General features: G+C 68.9%; 30 protein-coding genes and 1 pseudogene. 17 read left to right on the forward strand and 14 right to left on the reverse strand.

The window, feature by feature from the left end; all coding sequences use genetic code 11:
- The first annotated feature begins 38 nt into the window (after positions 1-38).
- Positions 39-2,816 (forward strand): helix-turn-helix transcriptional regulator, encoded by a 2,778-nt coding sequence (locus HF576_RS02915; protein ID WP_168911264.1) that lies wholly within the window; start codon positions 39-41, stop codon positions 2,814-2,816.
- A 53-nt stretch (positions 2,817-2,869) separates the two neighbouring features.
- On the opposite strand, the gene HF576_RS02920 is transcribed toward HF576_RS02915, so the two are convergent.
- Positions 2,870-4,138 carry an MFS transporter gene (locus HF576_RS02920; RefSeq protein WP_168911265.1) on the reverse strand — a complete coding sequence of 423 codons (1,269 nt, stop codon included), beginning with the start codon at positions 4,136-4,138 and terminating at the stop codon, positions 2,870-2,872.
- A 33-nt stretch (positions 4,139-4,171) separates the two neighbouring features.
- On the reverse strand, positions 4,172-5,119 hold the full coding sequence (locus HF576_RS02925; RefSeq protein WP_168911266.1) for an alpha/beta hydrolase fold domain-containing protein: 948 nt from the start codon (positions 5,117-5,119) through the stop codon (positions 4,172-4,174).
- Positions 5,120-5,246: 127 nt separating this feature from the next.
- Between HF576_RS02925 and HF576_RS02930 the strand changes: the two genes are divergently transcribed.
- The 4 genes from HF576_RS02930 to HF576_RS02945 all read left to right on the forward strand — a co-directional run bounded on the left by HF576_RS02930 (position 5,247) and on the right by HF576_RS02945 (position 8,659).
- Positions 5,247-6,230 (forward strand): LLM class F420-dependent oxidoreductase, encoded by a 984-nt coding sequence (locus HF576_RS02930; protein WP_168911267.1) that lies wholly within the window; start codon positions 5,247-5,249, stop codon positions 6,228-6,230.
- Positions 6,231-6,279: 49 nt separating this feature from the next.
- Positions 6,280-6,870: a DUF1349 domain-containing protein gene (locus HF576_RS02935; RefSeq protein WP_168911268.1), complete on the forward strand. Its 591-nt coding sequence runs from the start codon at positions 6,280-6,282 to the stop codon at positions 6,868-6,870.
- A 33-nt stretch (positions 6,871-6,903) separates the two neighbouring features.
- Positions 6,904-7,479: a DUF2510 domain-containing protein gene (locus HF576_RS02940; protein WP_168911269.1), complete on the forward strand. Its 576-nt coding sequence runs from the start codon at positions 6,904-6,906 to the stop codon at positions 7,477-7,479.
- A 190-nt stretch (positions 7,480-7,669) separates the two neighbouring features.
- The gene (locus HF576_RS02945) at positions 7,670-8,659 is read left to right on the forward strand and encodes an aggregation-promoting factor C-terminal-like domain-containing protein (protein ID WP_168911270.1); all 990 of its coding nucleotides are present in this window, start codon (positions 7,670-7,672) and stop codon (positions 8,657-8,659) included.
- 62 nt (positions 8,660-8,721) lie between these two features.
- On the opposite strand, the gene HF576_RS02950 is transcribed toward HF576_RS02945, so the two are convergent.
- The 5 genes from HF576_RS02950 to erm form a co-directional block, all read right to left on the reverse strand.
- The gene (locus tag HF576_RS02950) at positions 8,722-9,123 is read right to left on the reverse strand and encodes a PPOX class F420-dependent oxidoreductase (protein ID WP_168911271.1); all 402 of its coding nucleotides are present in this window, start codon (positions 9,121-9,123) and stop codon (positions 8,722-8,724) included.
- A 26-nt stretch (positions 9,124-9,149) separates the two neighbouring features.
- Complete coding sequence (locus HF576_RS02955; protein ID WP_425522971.1) at positions 9,150-9,905, reverse strand: NUDIX hydrolase; 756 nt, start codon at positions 9,903-9,905, stop codon at positions 9,150-9,152.
- A 64-nt stretch (positions 9,906-9,969) separates the two neighbouring features.
- Positions 9,970-10,524, reverse strand: coding sequence for an NYN domain-containing protein (locus HF576_RS02960; protein ID WP_168911272.1), 555 nt, complete (start codon positions 10,522-10,524; stop codon positions 9,970-9,972).
- A 61-nt stretch (positions 10,525-10,585) separates the two neighbouring features.
- A complete protein-coding gene (locus HF576_RS02965) occupies positions 10,586-10,930 on the reverse strand; it encodes a DUF2200 family protein (protein ID WP_168911273.1) in 345 nt (114 codons plus the stop codon).
- A 31-nt stretch (positions 10,931-10,961) separates the two neighbouring features.
- The gene (gene erm / locus HF576_RS02970; RefSeq protein ID WP_168911274.1) at positions 10,962-11,750 is read right to left on the reverse strand and encodes a 23S ribosomal RNA methyltransferase Erm; all 789 of its coding nucleotides are present in this window, start codon (positions 11,748-11,750) and stop codon (positions 10,962-10,964) included.
- 301 nt (positions 11,751-12,051) lie between these two features.
- Here erm and HF576_RS02975 point away from each other — a divergent pair, with 301 nt between their 5' ends.
- A complete protein-coding gene (locus HF576_RS02975; RefSeq protein ID WP_168911275.1) occupies positions 12,052-12,405 on the forward strand; it encodes a nuclear transport factor 2 family protein in 354 nt (117 codons plus the stop codon).
- Positions 12,406-12,421: 16 nt separating this feature from the next.
- Here the strand turns inward: HF576_RS02975 and HF576_RS02980 are convergent, their stop codons facing one another.
- Positions 12,422-12,799 carry a nuclear transport factor 2 family protein gene (locus tag HF576_RS02980; RefSeq protein ID WP_168911276.1) on the reverse strand — a complete coding sequence of 126 codons (378 nt, stop codon included), beginning with the start codon at positions 12,797-12,799 and terminating at the stop codon, positions 12,422-12,424.
- Positions 12,800-13,074: 275 nt separating this feature from the next.
- Complete coding sequence (locus tag HF576_RS02985; protein WP_168911277.1) at positions 13,075-13,926, reverse strand: helix-turn-helix transcriptional regulator; 852 nt, start codon at positions 13,924-13,926, stop codon at positions 13,075-13,077.
- Between the two features lie 100 nt (positions 13,927-14,026).
- On the opposite strand from HF576_RS02985, the gene HF576_RS02990 reads away from it, so the two are divergent.
- The 9 genes and pseudogenes from HF576_RS02990 to HF576_RS03025 all read left to right on the forward strand — a co-directional run bounded on the left by HF576_RS02990 (position 14,027) and on the right by HF576_RS03025 (position 20,030).
- Positions 14,027-14,794, forward strand: a complete 768-nt coding sequence (locus HF576_RS02990; protein WP_168911278.1) for an SDR family oxidoreductase — start codon at positions 14,027-14,029, stop codon at positions 14,792-14,794.
- A gap of 33 nt (positions 14,795-14,827) precedes the next feature.
- Positions 14,828-15,160 carry a nuclear transport factor 2 family protein gene (locus HF576_RS02995; protein WP_168911279.1) on the forward strand — a complete coding sequence of 111 codons (333 nt, stop codon included), beginning with the start codon at positions 14,828-14,830 and terminating at the stop codon, positions 15,158-15,160.
- A 50-nt stretch (positions 15,161-15,210) separates the two neighbouring features.
- Complete coding sequence (locus HF576_RS03000) at positions 15,211-15,738, forward strand: DUF1697 domain-containing protein (RefSeq protein WP_168911280.1); 528 nt, start codon at positions 15,211-15,213, stop codon at positions 15,736-15,738.
- 112 nt (positions 15,739-15,850) lie between these two features.
- Complete coding sequence (locus HF576_RS03005; RefSeq protein WP_168911281.1) at positions 15,851-16,270, forward strand: YciI family protein; 420 nt, start codon at positions 15,851-15,853, stop codon at positions 16,268-16,270.
- A 25-nt stretch (positions 16,271-16,295) separates the two neighbouring features.
- Entirely contained in the window at positions 16,296-17,537 is a 1,242-nt protein-coding gene (locus HF576_RS03010) for an RNA polymerase sigma factor (protein WP_168911282.1), read from the forward strand.
- Between the two features lie 166 nt (positions 17,538-17,703).
- A complete protein-coding gene (locus tag HF576_RS03015; RefSeq protein ID WP_168911283.1) occupies positions 17,704-18,183 on the forward strand; it encodes a hypothetical protein in 480 nt (159 codons plus the stop codon).
- Positions 18,180-18,353 (forward strand): annotated as a pseudogene (locus tag HF576_RS20845) (DnaJ domain-containing protein); the annotation flags it as partial. The gene HF576_RS03015 and the pseudogene HF576_RS20845, both read left to right, overlap by 4 nt.
- A 258-nt stretch (positions 18,354-18,611) precedes the next feature.
- On the forward strand, positions 18,612-18,758 hold the full coding sequence (locus HF576_RS20235) for a hypothetical protein (protein ID WP_240948622.1): 147 nt from the start codon (positions 18,612-18,614) through the stop codon (positions 18,756-18,758).
- Between the two features lie 72 nt (positions 18,759-18,830).
- Entirely contained in the window at positions 18,831-20,030 is a 1,200-nt protein-coding gene (locus tag HF576_RS03025) for a saccharopine dehydrogenase family protein (RefSeq protein WP_168911285.1), read from the forward strand.
- 51 nt (positions 20,031-20,081) lie between these two features.
- Here the strand turns inward: HF576_RS03025 and HF576_RS03030 are convergent, their stop codons facing one another.
- The 3 genes from HF576_RS03030 to HF576_RS03040 all read right to left on the reverse strand — a co-directional run bounded on the left by HF576_RS03030 (position 20,082) and on the right by HF576_RS03040 (position 22,743).
- Complete coding sequence (locus tag HF576_RS03030) at positions 20,082-20,450, reverse strand: VOC family protein (protein WP_168911286.1); 369 nt, start codon at positions 20,448-20,450, stop codon at positions 20,082-20,084.
- Between the two features lie 496 nt (positions 20,451-20,946).
- Entirely contained in the window at positions 20,947-22,023 is a 1,077-nt protein-coding gene (locus HF576_RS03035) for an AAA family ATPase (RefSeq protein WP_168911287.1), read from the reverse strand.
- Between the two features lie 30 nt (positions 22,024-22,053).
- Complete coding sequence (locus HF576_RS03040; protein WP_168911288.1) at positions 22,054-22,743, reverse strand: hypothetical protein; 690 nt, start codon at positions 22,741-22,743, stop codon at positions 22,054-22,056.
- A gap of 131 nt (positions 22,744-22,874) precedes the next feature.
- On the opposite strand from HF576_RS03040, the gene HF576_RS03045 reads away from it, so the two are divergent.
- Entirely contained in the window at positions 22,875-23,342 is a 468-nt protein-coding gene (locus tag HF576_RS03045) for an XRE family transcriptional regulator (protein WP_205834648.1), read from the forward strand.
- 108 nt (positions 23,343-23,450) lie between these two features.
- Here HF576_RS03045 and HF576_RS03050 read toward each other — a convergent pair whose 3' ends face one another.
- Together HF576_RS03050 and HF576_RS03055 are read right to left on the reverse strand one after the other, a co-directional pair.
- The gene (locus HF576_RS03050; protein ID WP_168911289.1) at positions 23,451-23,927 is read right to left on the reverse strand and encodes an SRPBCC family protein; all 477 of its coding nucleotides are present in this window, start codon (positions 23,925-23,927) and stop codon (positions 23,451-23,453) included.
- A 34-nt stretch (positions 23,928-23,961) separates the two neighbouring features.
- Complete coding sequence (locus tag HF576_RS03055; protein ID WP_168911290.1) at positions 23,962-24,120, reverse strand: hypothetical protein; 159 nt, start codon at positions 24,118-24,120, stop codon at positions 23,962-23,964.
- A gap of 291 nt (positions 24,121-24,411) precedes the next feature.
- Here HF576_RS03055 and HF576_RS03060 point away from each other — a divergent pair, with 291 nt between their 5' ends.
- On the forward strand, positions 24,412-24,984 hold the full coding sequence (locus tag HF576_RS03060; RefSeq protein ID WP_168911291.1) for an alternate-type signal peptide domain-containing protein: 573 nt from the start codon (positions 24,412-24,414) through the stop codon (positions 24,982-24,984).
- Positions 24,985-25,017: the final 33 nt, after the last annotated feature.

Here is a 25,017-nt window from a genome sequence, read left to right on the forward strand (position 1 = left end):
CCCCTGGTCGTTTCCGGCCACGTGCCTAGAATCAGGGCATGCTGGTGGGTCGGCGAGCCGAACAGCAGGCGATCGATCAGGTCTTGGCGGGCGCTCGTCTGGGCACCAGCGGGGTGCTCGCGGTCACCGGCGAGGCCGGTGTCGGCAAGACCGCCTTGCTGGATGCGGCCGTGGACCATGCCCCCGCGACGCGCGTGTTGCGGGCGACGGGAATCGAGTCCGAGCGCGAGATCCCGTTCGCGATGCTGTTGCAACTGCTCCGCCCCGCACTCGGTGTGCTCGATGCCATCCCGTCCGTTCAGGCCGATGCGCTGGCGGCCGCACTAGCGCTCCCGGGCCGCGCCGCCGGCGCCCTCCCGACAGGACGCGACCGGTTCACCATCGGAGCGGCGGTGCTGAGCCTGATCTGCCGCTACGCGGAGGACGGCCCAGTCGCGGTCGTCGTCGACGACCTGCATCTGGCCGACACGCCGTCCAGCGACGCGCTCTTGTTCGCCGCCCGCCGATTGGCCGCCGATCCGGTCGTGGTGCTCGTCGGCGTGCGCAGTCCCGACGGCGATGAGCTGGTTGCGGGTGTACGGACGTTGCGGGTCACCGGTCTCGACCTCGAAGCCGCCCGGGTGTTGATCGGGCGCGCAACCGGGCGTCAAGAGTCCGACGCACACGTCCGTCTTCTCCACCGCGCAACGGCGGGCAACCCGCTCGCCCTCCTCGAGCTGGGCAGCAGCGACCGTGACCTCGTCGAGAGCCTCGAGAGCGGACTTCCGCTGCGGGTTCCACCGGCACTCGTCACCGCGTTCGGCCGTCGGCTCGAGCGAGTGGGTACGCCGTGCCGCGCAGCGCTGCTGGTGGCGGCCGTGTGCGGCGGAGGCATCCGCCTCGTCACCGACGCGTGCCAGATCCTCGGAATCGATGTGAGCCATCTCGGCGAAGCGGAGGACGAGGGTTTGGTCACCTTGAGCCGGGAGCGGGTCGAGTTCCGGCATCCGCTCGTGCGATCCGCCGTGTATTCGAGCGCGTCCGCCCAGGAACGGCGGGCCGCGCATCGTGCGGCGGCCGACGCGACACCCGCAACGGATGTCGACCGACGTGCGTGGCATCTGTCGGAGGCCGTCTGGCATGCCGACGAAGGCGTCGCCGCCCTCCTCGCCCAGGCAGGCGATCACGCCGTCGCCCGTGCCGCGTACTCTGTCGCGGCAGGCGCGTTCGAGCGGTCGGCGAGTCTGACGTCAGACGCGCAGGTGCGACGCGTCCGCCTGCTGCGCGCCGCGGACGCAGCCTGGACCGCCGGAGACGGAGCGCGGGCGCTGGCCCTGCTCGACCAGCGAGGCGCCGTCGGATCGTCTCCGCTGAACGACGGCGACGTCCGCGAGATCGAGCTGCGGGCGTCGATCGCGGCACGCAGCGGCTCGCTGCGCGAGGCGCTCGAGCTGCTCGTCGCCGCTGCCGACCACGCACCGTCCACGGATGCCGAGGCACTCGCGCTCGCCGACGCTGTGCACGCGACCTACTACCTCGGGGACGCGGGGACCGCAGCGAGCCTCGCTGATCGGATCGATGCGCTTCAGCCGCGGATCGTCGGTTCCCGCGCCCAGGCTCTGGGGCTGATGGCGACCGGCATGGCCCGCACGCTCGCCGGCTTCGGTGGCGCAGCCGAGATCCGAGCCGCCGTTCCTCTTCTCGAAGCCGACCCCGGACTGCGACACGATCCGAGTCGCCTGTCCTGGCTGCTTCTGGCGCCGCTGTTCCTGCGCGACTCGACAGGGGGCGCGCACCTGCGCGGGCTCGTCGAGGAGGTGCGCGGCGCTGCCGGCGTCGGCGCATTGCCGGCCGTTCTCTTCCACGTGGCCCGCGACCAGTCGACGACCGGGGCGTCTTGGGCTCGCGCCGAGGCGAACTACGCCGAGGCGATCCGGCTGGCGATCGAAACGGGTCAGCAGACCGAACTCGCGATGTCGCTGGCTGGGGCCGCCTGGCTCGATTCGCGCGCCGGACGCGCCGCGGAGTGCCGCGCTCACGCAGCCGAGGCACGCGCGCTCTGCGTCGCGCGCGACATCCACGTCGGCGAGGTCTGGGTCGCTCACGCCGTGGGCGATCTCGAACTATCGCTCGGAAATACCCGGGCAGCGGTCGACCACCTGTCGGGCCTCGTGGCGCTTCTGGCTCGACTCGGCCTCGATGACGTCGACCTCTCGCCGGCCCCTGAACTGGTCGACGCGCTGCTTCGCATGAATCGAAGACCCGATGCCGCCGCCGCGGCCGCGGACTATCACGAGCGCGCCGCGCGCAAAGGACAGCCGTGGGCACTCGCCCGCGCAGACCGCGCGCGCGGGCTGGTCGCTGAGAGCGATTTCGACGCGGTCTTCCGTTCGGCGCTCGAATCGCACGAGGCGACGCTCGACAGGTTCGAAACGGCGCGCACGCACCTCGCCTTCGGGTCGCGGCTGCGTCGCGCCGGGCGGCGCGTTGACGCGCGCGCACAGTTGCGCGAGGCGCTCGACAGTTTCGACGAACTCGGCGCGGTCGTGTGGCGCGACGAAGCGGCGGCCGAGTTGCGGGCGACGGGTGAGCATGTCCGGGCGGCGGGCGCAAGCGTGCTCGACGCCCTCACCCCGCAAGAACTGCAGGTGAGCCTGCTGCTCGCCGAGGGCAGGACGACGCGCGAAGCCGCCGCGGCGCTGTTCCTGAGCCCCAAAACCGTCGAGTATCACCTGCGGAAGGTGTACACGAAGCTCGGGATCAGCTCGCGGTCCGAGCTCGCGGACGCGCTGGGACCCACGGATCGCGCGCAGCGAGGAGATCTGGGCCGCGCGTGATACGGATCAGCTCTCGGCTCGCGGTCTCGGCCCCGCAGACGTTTGCGATGTCGTCACGCCGCGGCGTCTCCATCATCGTGGCGGGCGTGCCGCAGCGGGGATGCCACGGCGACGACACCGGCGGCGATGAAGACGACCACCACTCCGACAAGGGCAGGTGCGATCCCGGTGGCCGCCACGACGACTCCGGCGACCAGCGCGCCGAGGGCGGCCATCGTGCGGTTCGCCGAGCGCATGGTCGCATTCGTCCGTCCGAGGAGCGCGTCGGGAGTCACCGCCTGGCGATACGCCATCTCGTTCGGATTCTCCAGGCCCGCGACGAAGCCCTGCAGGGCCAATGCGACGAAGAGCGCTACGAGGGCTCCAGCTCCCCCGACCCCCGCGAGAGCGGTCGCGGCGATCAGCAGCCAGGCCACCGGATACACCACGCGCGCGATCACGATCGAGCGACCGGCGCCGATCGAGCGGCCGGCCCAGGGCGCCACCGCTGCGCCGACGAGCGTCGTGATTCCGGCGACCGCGAACAGCAGTCCGTAGGCAGCGGGCGACAGTGCGAGGTCGCGCAGCGCGAAGAGCGCGAGGACGGTCAGCGCGCCCGCGTTGGCGAAGAACCACAAGTGAGTCGAGATCGCGAGCGGCGCGAGAGAGACGTGTCGGTAGGTCCAGCGCAGCCCCTGCCCGATCTCGCGCCGCACGCTGCGCGGCTGCGGCGGTCCGTCCGCCGCTGACGCACGCGCGGGCTCGGTCAGCCGCAGCCGCGCGATGAGGGCGGCCTCGACGAGATAGCTCACCGCGTCGATCGCGATCGTGACCGGAGCACCGAGCAGCCCGACGAGCCCACCACCGAGGGCAGGGCCGGCGGTCTGGGCCGCGGCATCCGTCTGATCCAGTCGCGAGTTCGCAGAGAGCAGGCGCGCCCGCGGCACGATCTGCGGAAGCAGCGATTGGGATGCCGCGAGCCCGAATACCGCGAGTGACCCGAAGATCAGCAGCAGCACCACGAGCGACCAGATCTCCAGGACGCCGGTGAGCCACAGCACCGGGATGAGCCCCAGAGCGAGGCCGCGGCCGACGCTCGCCCACACCAGTACGCGGCGGCGGCGCCACCGGTCGACATAGACGCCGGCGAGAAGGCCGAGCACCGCGTACGGAACGAACTGCGCCGCGTTCACGATCCCGACCTCGACCGGCGACGCACCCAGCACCTGGACCACGAGCACGGGCATCGCGACCGCCGTGACGGCGGTGCCGAACGAGCTGATGGTGGCTGCGACCCAGTAGCGGGTGAAGGACCCGTCGGACCCGGATTGTGCCGCTGCCATCGCTGGGTGCTCCTCCCGGGCGCTCACTCCACCCTAGGCAGTGCCCGCGCGCGCGAACGCCTCGCGCAGCACGCGGGCCCATTCCGAATGGAAGGCGCGAGTCACGCCCGCGTTGCGGAACACCGCGTCGAACCCGTGGAACGCGCCGGGCACGACCCGCAGCTCGCACGGCACGCCCGCCTCCTCCAGACGGCGTGCGTACTCGAGGTCTTCGTCGTGGAAGAGGTCGAGCGTGCCCACGCCGATCCACGCCGGCGGCAGGCCGCTGAGGTCTTCCCGACGTGCCGGAACAAGGGATGAGGGGATGCCGGGGGCTCCGGCATCCGTCCCCAGATATGCCGACCACCCGTAGCGGTTGCTCTCGGGAGACCACATGCGCAGGTGCCGACGGTCGATGTCGTCACGGAGGACGGTGCGGTCGTCGAGCATGGGGTAGACCAGCAGCTGGAACACCGGCTGGGTGCCGCCTTCGTCGTGGAGCCGCTGGGCGAGCGCGGCCGCCAGCCCGCCGCCCGCGCTCGCTCCCCCGATCGCGATGCGGGACGGGTCGATGCCGAACTCATCGGCGCGCTCGACGAGCGCCCGGAACCCGGCGACGAGGTCGTCGAGCGCGGCCGGGGCAGGGTGGTCCGGGGCGAGCCGGTAGGCCGCCGAGAACACCGGGATGCCGAGCTCGCGCGAGAGGGCGAGATTCGAGGCGTCGTCCTGCTGCGGCGTGCCCAGGATCAGGCCGCCTCCGTGGATCCACAGCAGAGCGGGACGTGGGGTCGCGGCATCGAGGGGGCGGAATACGCGGTAGGGCATGTCGCCCGCGGGCCCGGCGAAGGGCACCGTGTCGACGTTCGTATCCGAGACGGGACGGATGCCGGGCGGCGACAGCCGGAACATCCACAGTGTGCGCGGCCCCGCGCTCACCAGCGGCAGCCAGCGCGCGAGGCGCAGGTCGGGGTGAAACGGCTCCGGTTTCTGCCTCGTCGACACCGGACGATGCTATCCGGAGCAGCGGCGCCCGTGTTCACGCCATCGCGTTCGGAGCCGGGATTAGCACGGCGCCCCGGGGCCCGCAATCCCCGGGTCGTCCCGGCGGCCCGCGCGTATCGTCGCGCCCATGACGCGATTCGGCTACACCCTGATGGGCGAGCAGAGCGGGCCTCGCGAACTCGTCCGTTACGCCCGGTCTGCAGAAGAGGCAGGCTTCGACTTCGAAGTGTCGAGCGACCATTACTCGCCGTGGCTCGTGAGCCAAGGGCACTCCCCCTACGCCTGGACGGTGCTCGGTGCGGTCGCACAAGCGACGTCCCGTGTCGAGCTCATGACCTACGTCACCTGCCCGACGATGCGATATCACCCCGCCGTCGTGGCTCAGAAGGCGGCGACACTCCAGCTGCTCAGCGAAGGTCGCTTCCTCCTCGGGCTGGGATCCGGCGAGAATCTCAATGAGCACGTCGTCGGCGAGGGCTGGCCGAGCGTCGACACTCGTCAGTCGATGCTCGTCGAGGCGATCGAGATCATCCGCGAACTTCACTCGGGCGACCTCGTCACCTACGACGGCCAGTACTTCCGCGTCGACTCTGCGCGCGTGTGGGACGCCCCTGACGCACCGGTCGAGATCGGCGTGGCGGTCTCGGGTGATGAATCGATCGAGTCTTTCGCGCCCCTGGGCGACCATCTGATCGCCGTCGAGCCCAAGCCCGACCTGGTGCAGAAATGGGACGAGGCGCGTGGGGCCGCCGCGGAGGGCGCTTCCTCGCGCAAGATCGGCCAGGTGCCGATCTCGTGGGATCCGGATCGGGATGCCGCGATCCAGCGCGCGCATGACCAGTTCCGCTGGTTCGGAGGCGGGTGGCCGGTGAACGCCGAGCTGCCGACGCCGGCAGGATTCGAAGCCGCGAGCCAGTTCGTACGGCCCGAAGACGTCGCAGGCTCGATCGTCTGCGGCCCCGACCTGGACGAACTCGCGGCGAGCGTGCAGCCGTACATCGACGCCGGATTCACCGACGTCGCGATCGTCCAGATCGGCGACGAGCAGCAGGACCGCTTCCTCGCCGAGGTCGCAGAGCCTCTGCTGCAGAAGATGCGGGCGCTCGGCTGAACGAGCTCGTCGCCAGAGGCTGCCCGACGGCCGGATACGATCGGGCACCATGACGACGCACCTCCCCGGTCTGCCCGCTCTCGAATGGACGAACGGAATCGGAGGGTTCACGGCAGTTGCGGACGGCGGCTTTCAGCTGACGGCCGCGGCCGGTGTGGACTGGACGAACGACGCGTCGGGCACCGAACCCCAGCACAGGGCCACGAGCCTGGCATTCACCGTGCACGACGACTTCCAGCTCTCGGCACGCGTCCGCGTCGGACACCCGCGCACGACATTCGATGCCGGAGTGCTCTCGCTCTGGGCGGACGAGGACCATTGGGCGAAACTGTGCTTCGAATGGTCACCGCATGGCGCCGCGATGGTGGTGAGCGTCGTCACCAACCAGTACTCCGACGATGCGAACGCCATCGACGTCGACACGGAGGAGGTCTGGCTGAGGGTGTCGAAGATCGGTCCGGCGTTCGCGTTCCATTCGTCACCGGATGGCCGCGTCTGGCGGTTCGTGCGGCTGTTCCGACTCCTCACCGACAAGCCGGTACAGGCCGGATTCCTGGCGCAGGCGCCGCTCGGCGATTCCGCGACCGCGACGTTCTCCGATATCCGGTACGTGCGCGAGACGCTCGCCGAACTGCGCTGACCTGTTCGGAGCGGATCGAACTACGCTCTGACCATGACCACGCACGCCGATCCTGGGTGGTACGACGACGGCACCGGCAAGCAGCGGTGGTGGGACGGCACGCGCTGGACCGAGGAGTACATCGACCTGCGCGAGCACGACATCGAGCTGCACCGTGATGCCGCTCCCGCCGCGGGCGCGGCCGCTGCCGGCTGGTACGACGACCAGCGCGGACGGCTCCGCTGGTGGGACGGCCGGCAATGGACGACCGCGGTGCGGTACAGCGGCGAAGAGCAGGAGTTCGCCGACGTGATCATCGACGGCCGCTGGATCCATTTCGGCGAGTCGAGCCAGCCCGTGGCCGGAGCGCAGGCATCCGTCGAGACGGGCGATGCGCTGCTGCGGCGGCCCGCGTTCACCCGCAGCGCCGTGGATCGTCGCCTGGTCGGCCGGGCCGGCGCGATCACTCCGCGAACCCTGAACCGCATCATCCAGCGGCCCCTGCTGTACCTCGTCATCACAGGCACGGAACAGGTGTGGGTGACGACCGTACCTCAGAGGCAGGATGCTCCGGCCCGACGCTTTGCAAGCTGGGTCAACACGAGCGCCGAGCACTACCGCTACCGCTGAATTTGACGACCGATCGGGCGGCCCTGAGCCGCTGATCGGCCCTTTTTCCGCGGCCGCGCTCTCACCGGACGTTCAGGAAACACACCGGAACCGTCCAGACAACCCCGGCAGACTCGCTGACTTGTGCCCGCCGGAGCGGTTGCACGGCGCCGTACCCGACGGCGTGGATCTATACGGAACTCAGGTTTTCATGCGCTCGATCACGTCCTCCGCCCCCATCCGCCGCCTGCGCCGACAGGCCGCCCGCCGCTCCCGCCGACGCCCCGCGATCCTCGCGACGGGTCTGGCTTTCGCCGTTCTCGTGACTGCCGGCGTGACCGCGACGGCACCGACCGCGCAGGCCGAGGCATCCGGATCCTTCGGCGACTTCGCACTCGCGTCATTCAGCACGCCCATCGCATCGGATGGAGCGGCCGCAGGCATCGGCGCCGACGACATCTCGACCGCCGCACGCGACGCGCTGGTCGCCGCAGACGCCTCGGTCACGGCCGCCGCCACCGTCGCCGCCGACATCGCCGCGTCGGGCCTCGACATCGGCCGGCCCGACACCTCGGTCGACACCGCGGCGCTCGAAGCAGCCGCCGAGCGCCTCGAAGCGGGCGATCTTCTGCCTGCACCCCTGGTGCCCGACCTGACCGAGGATGTGACGACGCTCATCGCGTCGGTCGACGAGCACGTCGCGGCTCTTCGCGGCAGCCTCGACGCCGCCATCGCGCTGAAGGCCGAGCAGGAGGCCGCCGAGAAGGCCCGTCTCGAGGCCGAAGCAGCTGCTGCGGCTGCCGCTGCCGCCGAGGCAGCCGCAGCGAAGCAGTCCACGTCGTCGGGTTCGTCGGGTTCGTCCGCACCTTCGCCCGTCTACGCCGCTGCCGGCACGAGCGCCGCCGACGCCCAGGCCATCGCACGCACGATGATCGCCGGCTACGGCTGGGGCGACGACCAGTTCGCGTGCCTCGTGTCGCTGTGGCAGAAGGAATCGGGCTGGAACACGCTCGCGCACAACCGCTCGAGCGGCGCGTACGGCATCCCGCAGGCGCTCCCCGGCAGCAAGATGGCCACGGCCGGTGCCGACTGGCAGACCAACGCCGCCACTCAGATCTCGTGGGGCCTGGGCTACATCTCGGGCCGCTACGGCACGCCGTGCGGTGCCTGGTCGCACTCCCAGTCCGTCGGCTGGTACTGACCCCAGACGCCCTGAATCGAGCGGATGCCGCGTTGCGGCATCCGCTCGTTCGTTCTCTGGACTTATTGCGTGGTCGCGCGCTCGATCGACATCACGAGGATGACGCGGTCGGCCTTGTCGCGCGGCGGCGTCGTGCTCGGATTGCCGTAGAGGTTCTGCAGCCGGACGTAGAAGGCGCCCTCGGGATCGGGGATCACCTCGACCAGGTTTCCAGCGACCTCGAGGTAGTGGAACGGGTTGTCGGGATCGAGGATCGACAGTGACATGGACGGGTTGTGCTGCAGGTTGCGGTACTTCTGGCGATAGTTCGTGTGCGTGAAGCGGACGTGCTCACCGTCGAACTCGAACCACATCGGGTTCACCTGGACGGTGTCGTTCGGGCGGACGGTGCCGAGGTGCCCGTACACAGCGAGGTCGAGCAGATGGCGGCGGTTGGCGGGGACGATCTCGTCGACAGAAGGCATGGACCCATCCTGCCGTGGCTCGCGGGTCAGTCGGGCAGCGCGAGGGGCAGCTCGCGGGTGTCGTCCCACGGCTCGGTCCAGCCGAGGCGGTCGAACAGGCCGTCGAGCACCATCCCGGTGAATCCCCACACCAGGTGCTCGCCCACCCTGTGGCCCTGCGCATCGAAGCGCGGCACGAGGAATCCCGGACCTCGCCATTCCTGTCCGTCCCTGCGGATCACGGTCGCACCGCGATTCGCAGGGTTCAGCAGGTCGGCGACAGGAGCGCGGAACACATCGGCGGACTCGGCCTCGTCGACGACGCGGACGGGGGACGGATGCCGCCACCAGGCCAGCACCGGAGTGACCAGGTGCAGCGAGTACTCGAGGGGGATGTTCTCGAGGGTGCCGAGCACATCCACGCCGGACGGGTCGAGCCCGGTCTCTTCCCACGCTTCGCGCAGCGCGGCCGCGACCGGCCCGTCATCACCGGGGTCGAGCCGCCCGCCCGGGAAGGCGACCTGACCGGCGTGGGACCGCAGGGTCGCCGCGCGAGCGAGCAGCAGCACATCGAGGTCACGTGAGACCGCGCGGGCCTGCGCGTCGTGGTCGCTCGGCAGCGAGTCGAGCACGCCGAAGAGGATGAGAACCGCCGCCGGCCTGGCGTCGGTGGGCGTGGGCAATCCAGCGAACGCCTCGAAGCCGTGGGTGCCGGGCGCCGACGCGGCCTCGACCACGGCCGCCAGCTGGTCCCGGGCACTCCGTTGATCCCGGGCGGTCTGCGAACGAGCATCGGCGGGCACCCGTTCAGGCTAGCCCCGGTCGCAGACACCCGGGCGGCGCGGCGACCAATGGCCGGGGCATCCGTCATCTCAGGAAGTCGGCGGGATCGAACTCGTCGATCGGGATGACACGCACGCGGGGCAGGGGCGCGTCGAACGCTTCGGCGTCGTACTCGATGTCGAAGAACTCGACACCCGGCAGTCCCGCGAACTCGCTGCTGCGGAACTCGTGGAACGCGATCAGTCCGACGCGCCGCTCGCCGTCGGCGAGGCGCGCGACGTCCTCGACGAAGTCGCGATCGTGGCTGACGAGAACGACATCGCCCTCACGTGCTGCCAGTTCGCGGAGGGTGCGCTGGATGGCGATGTCGACGATCTTCTCGTCGGCGGGGCCGGACAGCGGCACCGGCTGGTAGCCGAGCGCGAGCAGTGCCTGCACGAACGGCATCGGCAGGTGCGAGCTGGCATTGAGGAAGAACAGACCACGCGCCGGCTGGTTCCACCGGTCGATGACGAAGCTGAGCAGCCGGTCCCAGCGGGGCCGTTCCTCGGGCTGCGGTCGCCGGCCGAGGATCTGTCCGCCGAGGGTCGCGTCGATGTTCTCGCCGTCGACCAGCACCCAGCTGATGCGCTCCGCCATGTTCCGCCTCGCTCCGCGCCGGCTCTCTCTCGGGCGCGTTCACGACGGTATCAGCACGGGTTCAGGCGGCGCGCAGCACCTTCTCCATCGCCTTGCCCTTGGCGAGCTCGTCGACCAGCTTGTCGAGGTAGCGGATCTTCTGCATGAGCGGATCCTCGATCTCTTGTACGCGAACCCCGCACACCACGCCCGTGATGAGCGAGGCGTTCGGATTGAGGTGCGCGTCGGCGAAGAAGTCCTCGAACGTGGTCCGCTCGACGATATGGCGCTGCAGTTCGCCTTCGTCGAAGCCCGTCAGCCACTCGATCACCTGGTCGAGCTCTTCCTTCGAGCGTCCCTTCCGTTCCACCTTCTCGATGTAGAGCGGGTAGACCGAGGCGAAGCTGATGCCGAAGATGCGGTGCACGCGGCAAGCGTACTTCGCAGCGCAGACGATCTCACCTGCCCTTCCTCGTTCCCGCGCCCGCCCCGACCGTCGCCCACAGCGCGGCCCACTGCTCGGGCCGCAGATCACGGGACAACGCGTGGTTGGGGACTCCGATCTCACGCAGCGCCGCCCGCGCCCGTGCCCGGCTGATGCCGTTTCGCTGCTGCAGGATCGACGCGAGCCCGCTTCCCCGGCCGGTGAACATGTCGTGGACGAACCGGTCATAGGCTCGCCGCTGGTGCGGATCGACCAGGGGCGAGCCCCGCCGCGTGATGCTCAGGATGCCGCCGTCCACGCTCGGCATCGGGCTGAAGTGCCGCGCGGGCACGCGTCCGTGGAGGACGAACTCGAACCACGGCGCGGCCTGCGCGGTCATCATCGTGCCGCCGCCGACGCCGGCGCGCTTGCGCGCCACCTCCCACTGCGTCAGCAGGACGGCGTGACACCAGGCTCCGTGCGACAGCAGGCGCCGCATGATCGGCGTGGTGAGGTGGTAGGGCACGTTTCCGACGACAACAGGGCGGTCGAGCGGATGCCGCAGCGCATCGCCGTGCTGCACGCGAGCGTGCGGGAGCCGCTGCCGAAGCCGCTGTACGCGGCGCTCGTCGATGTCGATCGCCTCGAGCTCGCGCCCGAGGCGGGCCAGCGGAATCGTCAGCGCGCCGTCGCCCGCGCCGATCTCGAGGATCGGCCCACGGGTCGCGGCGACGAGGTCGACGATCCCGTGGATCGTCGGGCGGTGGGTGAGGAAGTTCTGGCCGAGTTCGTGTCGGCCGCCGTGAAGGGAACGGTGACGCATGAGGGCGCTCCAGAGAGGAAGGATGGAGCACCCCGACGCACGCTGCGTGCGGCTGTGGTTCGAGGAGGACGATCGTCAGAAGGACCGTGGATCCCGACCATGTCGGAGGGGCGCGCGACCGGGGTGCGAGGACTCCCGGGACGACGGCGCGCTACGCGGATGGCCGCGAGGTCGCCGTCAGGCGCGGCGGTCGCGGATGTACCAGTCGCACGCCACCGTCGGCGCGCTGCACAGAGTTCCCATGCCCACGATTCTAGAGGATGGTCTGGTGGGCGTCCGACCCCCGGAGTAGAACCGAGGAATGACCAAGGCAAGCGACTGGCTGAACGGCTACCTCACCGCCTGGACCTCGAAGGACGAGACCGATGTCCGTGCGATCTTCACCGACGACGCGGAGTGCTGGTTCCGGCCTGACGACGACTCCCCCGTGATCGGCATCGACGCGATCGTCGAGATGTGGCGCGACCCCGAGCCGACCGACCCGGTGCACGACCTCGATGTGCTCATCGAGAACGAAGAGCTCGCCGTCATCAAGGGCACCGTCGACTACCCAGGGCACGAGCACTACTCGAACATGTGGGAGGTGTGGTTCGCCCCGGACGGGCGCGCGAAGAAGTTCGTGGAGTGGTTCATGACTCCGCGCAAGACAGAGTGACCGCAGCCGTCACCCGTCATTCCGCCTCGGGCACGGGCGTCTGCTGGTACAGCGCGAGCCGCCACTGGTCGCCCCGGCGCACGTACACGCTCGTCATCGCGCCGACGAACGCGGGGCCGCCGGCCGCACGGAACGCGCGCCCCGTGTAGACGAGGGCTGCGGCATCCGGCGCCATCTCGACCAGGCGCTCGTCCGTCATCTCGAAGCTGTTCCACGTGGGAGCGTCGCGCAGCGAGGCCACGACGCCCTCGCGGTCGCGGACCGAGCCGTCGGCGAGCACCATCACGCCGTTCTCGGTCATGATCCTGCCGTAGAAGGCGTCGCCGGTGCCGTCGCACAACGACGTCCAGCCTGCCTGCTCGAGGCGCAGTAGTTCGGTGATGTCGATGGCCATAATCCAGGGTCGGCCGATTGAGCGCCGCCCCGCAAGGGGTTGACGGATGCCCGGCCGACCGGCTCAACGGCCGCGGCGATCGAGTTGATGGTCCCGGTGGGAAGCCCGCCCACCGGGACCATCGCGCGGTGACAGGAGGCTGCCAGCGACCCGAACGCCGATGCTCGACCGTCCCGCGTGTGTTGCTCTGCAAGCGTACGGAGGGGACGCAGGAACGGTCGGACCATTGACTCGCACCCGCGCGAACTGCTAGGGGCCCCACCGCTGTCAGGGTTTCAGCGCTCGCTTGCCGTGAACTGCTGCACGCCGAGCACGCTGAGGAGCCGGATCTTGTCCTCGTCTTCGCTGCGCGGCTCCGGCGTGAGGACGAGCAGCGCCTGTGCGCGGTCCTCGGTGAAGAGCACCTGACAGTCGACCTCGATCGCGCCTACCTCCGGGTGGATCAGGACCTTGTGGTCGGCGAAGCGCTGGGCGACCTCCTGCCGGTCCCACAGCTCGCGGAACTCGGCACTGCGTTGGATCAGTTCGGCGACGAGTTCGCCCGCGCGCGACTGCGACCCCATCGCTCCGATGGCGGCTCGCAGGCCGGCGACCTGCGCGCGGCTGTGGCGCGCGTGGTCCTGCTCGGGGTAGCGCCTGCGCTCGACGTCCGGCCGCACGAACCAGCGGTACGGCTCGTACCGGTCCCACCCGGACGCACCGGCGTTGTCGCCGAGCAGAGCCGCGGCGAGCGCGTTCTGCACGAGGGTCTCGCCGAGGTTCGAGATCACGAGCGCCGGAGTGTCCGAGAGCCGATCGAACACGCGCTGCAGAGCCGGTGCCACGTGGCCGGTCGAGCTCAGGCGGTCGGGCACCGCGTGGCCGGCCATGCGATAGAGGTAGTCACGCTCGTCGGCGGTGAGCCGCAGCGCACGGGCCAGTGACGCCAGCATTTGCGTGCTCGGCTGAGGACCGCGCTGCTGCTCGAGTCGCGTGTAGTAGTCGGTCGACATGAGCGCCAGTTGCGCCACCTCCTCGCGGCGCAGGCCGGGCGCGCGTCGTCGCGGCCCTGCGGCGAGTCCGACATCGGCGGGCTGCAGCTGTTCGCGGCGCGTGCGCAAGAACTCGGCGAGGGCTTCGCGATCCATGGGTCCATCATGACCGCGCCGGGCTGCGGCATCCAGGGACTCCCGCTCCCCCGATAAGCGCTCTCTGCCACGAGGCGCGCGGGCGTCGAACACTCGAAGCATGCGAATCAACGGAAACACCATCTTCATTCCGGGAGCCACCAGCGGCATCGGCCTTGCGCTGGCCGAGCGCCTGCACGATGCCGGCAACACCGTCATCGTCGGCGGCCGTCGCCGTGAACTGCTCGCCGAGATCGCGCAGCAGCATCCCGGCATCGACACGATCCAGATCGACACGACGGATGCCGCGTCCATGGCGGCGGCCTCTGCCGAGGTGATCGCCCGCCATCCCCAGCTCAACGTGCTCGTGACGATGGCGGGCATCATGCGCCTCGAGGACTGGACCACTCCCGCCGGCTTCGTCGAGACCGCCGAGGCGACGGTGACGACGAACCTGCTCGGTCCGATCCGGCTGATCGGCGCATTCATCGAGCACCTTCGTGCACAGCCGGATGCCACGATCATGACGGTCTCGTCGGGGCTCGCTTTCGCGCCGCTGCGTGTCACGCCGACGTATAACGCCACGAAGGCCGCCATCCACATGCTCAGCGAGTCGATGCGGCTGCAACTGGCCGGCACGTCGGTGCGAGTGGTCGAGCTCGAGCCGCCGTCGGTGGCCACCGATCTCATGGCCGGTCAGCGCGAGAGCGCGTTCGCGATGCCACTCGACGAGTTCGCCGACGAGGTCATGCAGATCCTGCGCGACGAGCCCGACGCGACCGAGGTGCAGGTGGAACGCGTCAAGTTCCTGCGCTACGGCGAGGCTCGCGGCGACTACGCGAACGTGGTCGCGACGCTCAATGCCCACGACCCTCACGCCGCGGCGTGAGGGCACAATGAGGCGCAGACGAAAGGAAAGACCATGACGACGCTCTCTCTTCCGGCTCCCGTCCAGCAGTTCGTGGATGCCATCAACTCCGCCGACACCGACGCCTTCGTCGCGGCGTTCACCGAGGACGGCTTCGTCGACGACTGGGGTCGCGTGCTGCGTGGCCACGACGGCGTACGGAGCTGGGCGGGTTCGGATGCGATCGGCGCAGGCGCGCGTATGACCGTACTCTCGGCATCCGTCGACGGCAGCACCGTGCGCATCCACTTCGACTGGCGCAGCGACGTGTTCAACGGCGAGTCCGACGGGATCTTCGAACTCGACGGCGACCGCATAGCCGGATTCACGATCCCGCCCGTGCACTGAGTCTGACGCGAGGGGGTGCCGCGATCGCGGCGGTCCTCTAGCGTCGAGGCATGCGCTGTGTCGCGTTTCTCCGGAACGTCAACCAGGGTCAGCGGGGTCACCCGTCGACCGCCGACATCCTGGCGGGGTTCGCGGACGCCGGATGCCCCGACGCGGTGCCGTTCCAGAGCAACGGCACCGTCGTGTTCGAGGCCGACGACCCCGACGACGTGATCGAGACCGTGGTGGCATCGATCGCCGCCCGGACGGGATTGGACCGTGACGGGTTCTGGCTGCCGCTCGAGGAGCTCGTGGGCGTCGTCGACGCTCACGGGGCGACCAGCGATCCGCGCCGGTTCGAGTTCACGGTCCACGGCGGCGGCACGATCGACATCGGGGATGCGGGCGTTGTCGAGGCCGCGGCGTACCGGCGCTGCGAGATCGTCGGCTCGGGCCCCGGATGGACCCTCACGCGCAATCAGCGGGAGGGCGAGGGCAATGCCACCCCGGTCATCGAACAGCTCACCGGCGGGCGGGCCTCTTCCCGCGGCCTTCCGACGCTCGTGCGACTCGTGGACCGCTTCGCACCGGAATCGTGAGACCGCCCGAAAAAGATTCTCGGAGCATGTCGATTTCGTTCTCGCTCGTTCGACGCGATAGTGAGAAGGAGCGAACGGTTCCTTCAGAGGGAACCGGAACAAGGAGCGAACAATGAAGCACATGCTGATCATGCGGGCGACGGAGCAGGCCGTTGAGGACTACGAGAACATGGATTTCGAGGCCATCATCAACGCGATGGGCGCCTACAACGAGTCGATGATCAAGGCCGGCGTGCTCGTCGCCGGCGAGGGACTCGCTCAGGAGGCCGGCTACGTCGTCGACTTCGCCGGTGAGACGCCGATCGTCAGCGACGGCCCCTACGGCGAGGTGCACGAGCTGTTCAACGGGTTCTGGATCATCCAGACCGCGACCCCCGAAGAGGCCCTCGAGTGGGCGAAGCGCGCGCCGCTCACCGCCGGCAGCAAGCTCGAGGTGCGCCGCGTGACCGACGAGACCGACTTCGCCGGCTTCGAAGACAACGAGTACGTCGAGAAGGAGAAGGGCTGGCGGGCCGAGCTCGGCACCGAGTGAGCTCCGACCGGAACGCGTAGCAATCATGAACGACACCCGGCGCACGGTCGAGGCCGTCTGGCGCATCGAAGGACTTCGGATCGTGGCATCCGTCGCCAAGATGACCGGCGACCTCGGCCTCGCCGAGGATGTCGCCCAAGAGGCGCTGCTCGAAGCCCTCGGCTCGTGGCCGAGGGACGGCATCCCCTCCAATCCGGGGGCGTGGCTGACCGCCGTCGCCAAGCGGCGGGTGATCGATGCGTGGCGGCGCCGCGAGAGGCTGGACGATCGCTACGCGGCGATCGCGCACACGCTCGACGAAGCCACCGACGACGAGTGGCAGCCGATCGACGACGATGTGATGCGCCTGATCTTCACTGCGTGTCACCCGGCGCTGTCGCGCGAATCTCAGGTGGCGCTGACGCTGCGGGTCGTCGCCGGTCTGTCGACGGAAGAGATCGCCCGGATGCTGCTGACCACTGTCCCCACCGTGCAGGCCCGCATCACCCGGGCCAAGAAGTCCCTCGCCGCAGCGCGCGTGCCGTTCGAGACGCCCGACCCTGCCGAGTGGAAGGCTCGCCTCTCGGCGGTGCTCGGCGTCGTGTACCTGGTGTTCACCGAGGGCTATGCCGCCACGGGTGGCGACCGCTGGGTCCGCCCCGACCTGGCCGACGAGGCTCTGCGCCTCGGCCGTATCGTCGCAGGCCTCCTCCCCCGCGAGCCAGAGCCACTCGCACTCGTGGCGCTCATGGAGTTCCAGCGTTCGCGTTTCGCCGCGCGCGAGACCCGGACGGGCGAACCCGTGCTGCTCGCCGACCAGGATCGCTCGCGCTGGGATCGCGGCCAGATCCTGCGGGGCGTCGACGTCCTGAAGAAGGCGGATGCCGCTGCCGCAGCGCGAGGCATCGGTCGTGGCTCCTACGCGCTGCAGGCCGCGATCGCGCAGTGCCACGCCGTGGCGCCGAGCGTCGAAGAGACCGATTGGCAGCGCATCGTGCTGCACTACGAGGTGCTCGGACGCCTGGCCCCGAGCCCCATCGTGGAGCTCAACCGCGCGGTGGCGGTGTCGATGGCGTACGGCGCGGCCGATGCCCTGCCGCTGGTCGATGCCCTCGAAGCATCCGGCGAACTACGGGGCTCGCATCTCGTGCCGAGCGTGCGCGGCGAGCTGCTCGCCCAGCTCGGGCGTGTGGACGAGGCTCGATCGGAGCTGCTGACCGCCGCGGGACTCACCGCGAACGCCGCGCAACGGAAGGTGCTGGAGGCGAAGGCCGACGCGCTGCGCTGATCCGGCTGGGTTCAGCCTGCGTCTGCCGTCAACGCTCAGTAGTGTCAGCCTGCCGCGAAGTCCTGACGCACGCCTGATCCTGGTCGGTCAAATCTTTGGATGAAACTTGGGGACGCGGCGCCGTCCCCTTGGGCTCGACCGTCGACGCCGCCGATAGCATCTCGGCGTGCGTGTCATCCGGGTACCCAACGTCGCGGCGGATTTCCGCGTTCCGCCGGGATGGCCGGCACCGACCAACGCCTGGATCCGCGCCAACGCGTTCTGGAATCCGCCCGAAGGATGGGTGCCTCTCGACCACCTGCGGCCCGCGCCTACCGGCTGGAAGTACTGGAGGCCGAATCCGACGTGGAACCGCATGAGCGCTCGGCTGTTCGGCCGCGTCAATGCGCTCCGCCGGGTTGGCGATTGGCTGGTGATCGTATGGATCGTCCTCCTGATCGTTCGGCTTTCACTGCCGCCACTCGCGGCCCTGAACGTTCTGAGCATCACGTGCGCGCTCGCGGCGCTCGCGTGCCTGATCATCGCTGAAGGGCTCCGTGCGCGGCAGACTCGTTCCGCGATGAAACGAATCGCGAGCGTCGCCCTGGAAGAGCGCGAGAAGCGTCTGGTGCGCAATTATCAGAAGTACCTTCTGGAGGCGCCGTGACCCTCGACGAAGCACGAGCGATCCTGCATGTCGAGCGCGGCACGACCCATGCGGCGATACGCGAAGCGTTCCGTCTGCGCGCTCGAGAGCTACACCCTGACCTGCACCCCGACGCCGACGAGGCGCAGAAGAGGCGACTCGCGCGCCAGTTCGACCAGACTCGCAAGGCACGAGACATCCTCCTTCTCCTCGATCCGATCACGACACCGCCACCAGGACCGGATGGGAGCGGATCGCCTCCGGCCGATACGACACACCGCCGCCCAGCGGCTGCTGCGCCCGGGCCCGGGCCCGCGCCCTTCTCGACAACACCTCCCACGACGCGACGCGAGGCACGACCTGCGGCAAGCGCGTCGACGCACCCGCAGCAATCGTCGACGGTCACGAAGCCACCCCCGCCGCGGCATACGCTTCGGTTCGAGGAATTCGTGCGTCAAGCCGACGCCGCCGGCTTCGGTCCGGGCATTCGGACCCGACGCTACGTCGATGTCCCCCGCATCGCCGCGTGGTCAGTGGTCGCGGTCGCCGTCTGCGCGGTGGGAACGGGAGCGCTGTTCGTCGTCAACGTCACCTGAGCGCATAGACGACCCGCTCGCGTGGAGCAAGAGGGCTTCCAGGGCGGCCCGTTCCCCGTACGCTCCCATGGCATGAGCACGAACGACCGCGACTACGACATCGTCCTCCTCGGCGCGTCAGGCTTCGTCGGCAGGTTCACCGCTCGGCACTTGGCGCACTCGGCACCAGACGGCGCGCGGATCGCGATCGCCGGCCGCTCCAACGCACGGCTGCAAGATGTGAAACGCGAACTCGGCGTCGACTGGCCGATCCTCGAGGTCGACACCGCTGCCGACGACGCCGTCGCGCGGCTCGCGGCCTCGACATCGGTGGTCGCGACGACCGTCGGGCCGTACCTGCGCTACGGCATGAGGGTCGCCTCCGCGTGTGCTCGCGCGGGCACCTCGTACGCCGACCTCTCGGGCGAGAGCATCTTCGTCGCGCGCAGCATCGAGCGAAATCACGACGCTGCCGAAAACAGCGGCGCCAGGATCGTCCACTCGTGTGGCTTCGACTCCATCCCCTCCGACCTCGGCCTCGGTCTCGCCCATGAGGCCGCCGGCAGCGTGCCGATCGTCGCCGCGACGCTGCGCGTGCGGTCGCTGCGCGGCGGCGTCAGCGGAGGAACCATCGACTCCCTGCGCCAGCAGATGAAAGAGGCGAAGACGGATGCCTCGACCCGCCGCTTCATCGGCAACCCCTACGCCTTCACACCGGGGCCGTCGGTCCGGCTGCCCCGCCGCGGCGGCAGCGGCTGGGGCAAAGTGCGGGGTGCGTGGCAGGCGCCATTCGTCATGGGCGCGTACAACCAGCAGATCGTGCAGCGCAGCAACTACCTGACCGGCTGGGGCTACGGCCAGCTGATGCAGTACCGCGAGGTCGTGGCGACCGGTCGCGGGTTCGCCGGATTCGCACGAGCGGGAGCGATCAACACCGGAGCTGCGGCCCTGGTCGCCGGGTTGGCGTTCCCACCGACTCGGGCGCTCCTTGACCGGGTTCTGCCCGCACCGGGCACCGGACCGAGCGCCGAGGCGATCGAGCGCGGCCGGTTCGTGATCGACGTGGACGTCTACCCTGTCGAGGGTCAGCCGGTTCGCACGCGGGTCGCGGCTCCGTACGACCCCGGCTACGGAGGCACGGGCATCATGCTCGCCGAGTCGGCCCTCAGCCTCGCGTTCGACGACCTCCCCGACCGCGCCGGCGTGCTGACGCCGATGGTCGCGATGGGTTCGTCGCTGGCCGAGCGTCTGCGCGCGCACCGGTTCACGCTGGACGTCGGCGCCCTGAGCTGATCTGCGCGAGTACGTCGTCGCGGGTCACGCGGGCAGAGACGAGAGCGTCGCTCAGGACGGCGCGTTCAACCCCACTCGGTTGCCCTCGCTGTCTTCGATGTATGCGAAGACGCCGCGCCCGCCGTTGATCTCAGTCTTACCGATGAGAATGCGGCCGCCCGCTGGCTCCACCCGCTCCAGCCATCCGTCGATCGAGGGTCCGGCATCGAAGTACACCCGCGATCCGAAGTGCGACGGCTCATCCTCCGGCGCCGCGAACAGGCAGCCCGCTGCTCCCCCGTCCTCGGCGGCGAAGATCGCGGTCTCCCTCCCCTCACCGACCGGAAGCCGGACGAGCTGATCGCCGGTGAGCGCCTCATAGAATGCGATCGCTCGAGTCATGTCGGCTACCGGGATGTCGAACCAGACGACCTTGGACATCGCTCGTCCTCCTTGTGATCAGATGCGGATACCCCGAGGCTTGCGCAGACCACCGACACGATCAAGGCATCGCGTCGCTCAAACTGCCCAGGCCGGGGTCGAAGTGCGCAACTCGACATCCCGCAGCTGCCCGGCATCCACCCCTGCGGTCATCCTTGTGCACGGGGCCGCCGTCGCAGATCGGTCCGCCCCGGCGCCAAGCAGCCCGCGCGCCCGCCGGCGTTACGGTATTCCACGGAATAGGTATGCGCGAACATCGCGAACCGCACGCCCTCGATCGTGCCCCGCGCGACCTCAGGCGGCCGCTCTCGCAGGCCCGCCCCGTCGTCGTTGCCCTCCCGCACGCTGCTGGGAGGGTCGGCCGTATAAGGCACCTAAGCGAACAACGGAGCCGAGGGGGGTATTCGTGCATCCGACGATCAAAAGCCAGCTGGGAGTTTGCCTCATCTAGCGAGATTGCACGAGTGATCGGTGAACGACCGTTGATCGAACGTGGTCAGTCGTGGGCAAGTCTTCGAAGTGTCTCGACGAACGGATTTGGTACGCACCAAGGATGGTCCGCCCAAACGTGCTGAGCAACATCGTCAAGAAGCCGATCCCGGTGAGCTCGAAGCGACGGGAACTTATTGAGCAAGCGAGCACTCAGGTCGTGGCCGCGTAACTCAGACCAGAATCTGCAGACGGTGGCCGAGCCGCCCGCGTACGCGACGGTGGCGGTGTCTGTGTCGTCGCCAGGCTCAACCACCTCGCCGGTTATCCAGTCGATGAGCAATTGCGCCGAGCCGAACTGCAGTCCCGTGTATCGCTGCTGTCCCGCCGCGATAGCTCGCGGATCGCCGTCTCGCACAAGAAGGATCGCGACCGCGAGAGGATCTAGAAAGAGGTTTTCGATGGAGTGGCGGCTCGGGTCGAAGGTCACCGCCGGATGCGGCGTCGATGTTCGATAGTCACGGTCGATTAGACCCCACACTTGATTGTTTCCATTGGTGCGCAGCCGTGTGACAAGGTCGACCACGGCAGCAGACCCGTTCGGAAGATTCGTGCTGCCGGCGGCCATGAACTGTAGAGATCGAGAAGGCGAGATATCTGTTCCGAGGACCGCGGCCGCCCGAGTATAGATTCGCTCGTCGTTGGGGCTCTCGACAATGACCACGCGCCGGTTCTCCGCAACCACGCTCACGGTGGGAACGCCGACCAGGAGCGACTTGAGGGAAGAGTCCTTGCTGGCCTTCGTCAGGCGCGGTTCCTCTGTCCTCCGCATCACGTACAGGGATTCCTCTGGCGCGAGCGCGACGGTCGCTGGGGAATGAGTTGTCATGATGACGGGGACTCCGAGGTCGCCAACCAATTGCGACTGCACGAGACGAAGCAAGCTCGCGACCATTCGCGGATGCAACGCAGCGTCAGGCTCGTCAAGCAGAATCACGCTTGGAAGCTGAACGCCGTCCCGCCGACTTGAGGCCGAGTACGCGGAGAGGGCGATCGTAAGCAGCGTCTTCTCTCCTGTGGAAAGGTTAGAAGGGGCAACTTCGAATCCGCTTCCGACGTCAACGAGGCGAGGCGGCGCGGTCACAAGCTCCGTCGTCGTAGGCTCCGGTGTCGCCTACCGGTAGTTCAGTTCAACGTCCTCAAGGACCGAGTTGAGGGTGTCCCAAGGAGGTGGACCGTACAGAGTCTGAAACTCATCGGGTGGCAGCCACGACGCGTCCTGACCTCGCGTCTCGCTCATCCACTGACGAAACGAGTTCATAGTCTCGAGGTACGAATAGTTGTGAAAGACGTCTGCAACTAACACCGCAAACAGGTCAAGGTGCCCGAGTTCGCGCGGCGTGTACCGACCGAAGTCCTGAGGTGTCCATTCGAACACCGCGCGCCCGGCCGCTGCTTCGGCTCGCTCGAGAGCGGCCGCTGTTAGAACCCCGTCGCTTACGAGACGTGCGCGTAACTCAACCTCGAACTGGGGTCGACCACGGAAGGCCTCGACTATGCCAGAGACCTGCTGCTGAAAGCGTGTGACTTTTTGCTCACGTGTCTCTGGACCGGACATCAGCGCGTCGATTTGCTGGAGGGACGCCGTCGTCAACAGCTTGGGGCGGCGACCTCGATCGTCAATACCCGGCCACTGCGTGTGAAAGATGTCAATGGACTCTAGAAGGTGAGACTTGCCCGATCCATTCAAGCCCGTGATCAGAGTGAATGAAGGAAGGTCGTCAGCGCTGGGCGTGGCAGTGATCGATTTATGCGGTTGAACGGTATTGAGCAGCAACCGGGACTCCATCGTGTTGGCGATCAAGGCCGCCGAGATTGATGTTCGCAGACTACCTGACCTGGATTGTGGTGATTCGCGACCGGGTCCTAGCTTCCAGCAGGACGACGCCCCTGCGCGCGGGGGTCCCGTTTCTCACGCCAGTGGCTCGGGGCAAGATGACTGCGGCGACATGGCAAATCAACGCGACTCGCGCTTCGAGCAAGCGCAACGCACGCTGGCAGGAGACGTCGCCGAGTGTCTCGACTCTCGTGCAGTTGTGCCAGGTGCTGTCGCTTCCGGTCGGCGCGTTGTTCACCGAGCCGGCCATCCAGCGCGTGTCGTATTCGGACGCGCCTCGGATCAATCTCGGCGGCATCCACGCCGAGGAGCGCCTCATGTCGCCTCGCAGCGAGCACCGCGTTCAGCTGCTGCGCTCCGAGCTCGAACCCGACGCCCACGGCGGTTCGGACCTTTACACGATCAACTGCGACGTCGAGGTGGTGCACGTGCTCGCCGGCGACCTCACCGTGCGCTTCGCGGACCGGTCCGTCGGGCTCAGCGCCGGGACGCGCTCACGTTTCCCGGCCGGGAGCCCCACACGTGGAACGTCGAGGGCGGCAAGCCGGCGACGGTGGTCTGGGTGATCGTGCCGGCGCCGTGGAGCGGGTCGGCTTGACCCGCCGGGGGGGCGATTACGTCGCCTCGACCGCTCGCTCCGGCGCCTTTCCCGCCGATCCGGGGCGCGTTCCCTTTCAGCCGGTCGCCCGCTCCGCGGCCCCGAAGGACATCGCCAGCGCCTCGAGCGTCGCGGTGCGTTCCTTCACCGCGATTCGTCGCAGCACAGGGGTCGCGAGCCGATACATGCCGTACGTGCGCACCTCGGCGTGATGATGCACGAGCGTCGACCCTTCGTCCGTGGCCTCGAGCCGGTATGCCGGCCAGCCCTCGAGCTGGAGCGTCCCCTTCTTGGTCTTGTCCCACCAGTGGTAGACGAGGGTGTGGGGTGGCTCGAACTCCGAGATCTCGCCAGGGGTAGGTCCGAACGACGTGTCGTCGAGGTAGGTCGTTCCGAGTCCGGGTGCGCCAGGGGATGTCTGCCGGGTGCGCCGAAGCATGCTCCCCTTCACGGGCATCCAATCGCTGTAGCGTTCGATGTCGGCGAGACGAGCGAAGACGTCGGCGATGCCCGCGGGAACGACGCGCGACAGCTCGAACTCGATGACACCCATGCCCTGAGGGTATGCCCGAGAGGTCGCCGGTGTCTCAGGTACCTTGTGCGCGGCGCTCTGCGGCGCCGCCGGTGCTCCCGCTCTCGTCGTCGGCTTCAGCCTGCCCGTCGGTCAGCTCATCGGTGAAGTCACCACCGGCGAGGGTGTCATTCTCGTCGTCGCCCTGGTGACGCGGATCGCGATCTGTGTCCATCCGCCCAGCCTGCACGTGCGCGCCTTCGTCGGGAGCGGGGTTGACAGGGGCCACGGGCGCCGCCGCGCCGCGTCTCAGCGAGATCTTGCGCTGTCCTTGCGCTTCGAATGGAACCGCTCCCACCCCGGGCCCGATCTTGCCGTGATCTTGCGTCGGCCCTGGCCGTGACTCAACGGAGCGTTGCGGTCGGAGTCCGAGACTGTGAACGTGCCCGGAGCCGCCCCAGCAGTCTCCTGGTCGGCACCTCATACTCCCCATCACGGCGGGCGGAGCCCGCAGAAGGACATCACCATGAAGAAGATCGTCAAGGCCTCGATCGCCACCACCGCCGGCGTCATTCTGCTCCTCGGTGGCGCAGGGACGTTCGCCACGTGGAACTCCTCCGCGACCGCAGAGGGCGCGTCCATCGTCGCGGGCAACCTCGTCGTCGAGAACTCGGCTACCCCGGCCACCTGGACGGCCAACGGCGCGCCGGTCTCGATCGCCTCCTACCGCGTCGCCCCCGGCGACGTCCTCACCTACACCAAGACCATGAAGGTCGGTGCGGAGGGTGACAGCCTGCAGGCGACGCTCGCACTGAGTGAGGCGTCGATCGCGCCGGCAGACGCGACCAAGCCTGCGGACGTCGCGCTGGCGGGCTACCTGACCGAGTCCGCCGTGCTCACCGCGTCGGGAACCGGCATCACCGGCACGGGCCCCACCTTCACGGTCGCCCCCGGCGCCGGTGCGGTGAGCCAGGACGTCACCGTGACCGTCACGATCACGTTCCCCTACGGCGACACCGTGGGCGGCAACAACAACGCGATGAACGGCGCCGTCACGCTCGACGCCCTCACCGTCAGCCTCACGCAGAACACCAAGTGACGACGAAGGGCTCGCCCCCACGGGGCGAGCCCT

Origin of the sequence: Microbacterium salsuginis (genome assembly GCF_012524205.1) — a bacterium.
In the GTDB taxonomy this organism is placed as follows: Bacteria; Actinomycetota; Actinomycetes; order Actinomycetales; family Microbacteriaceae; genus Microbacterium; species Microbacterium salsuginis.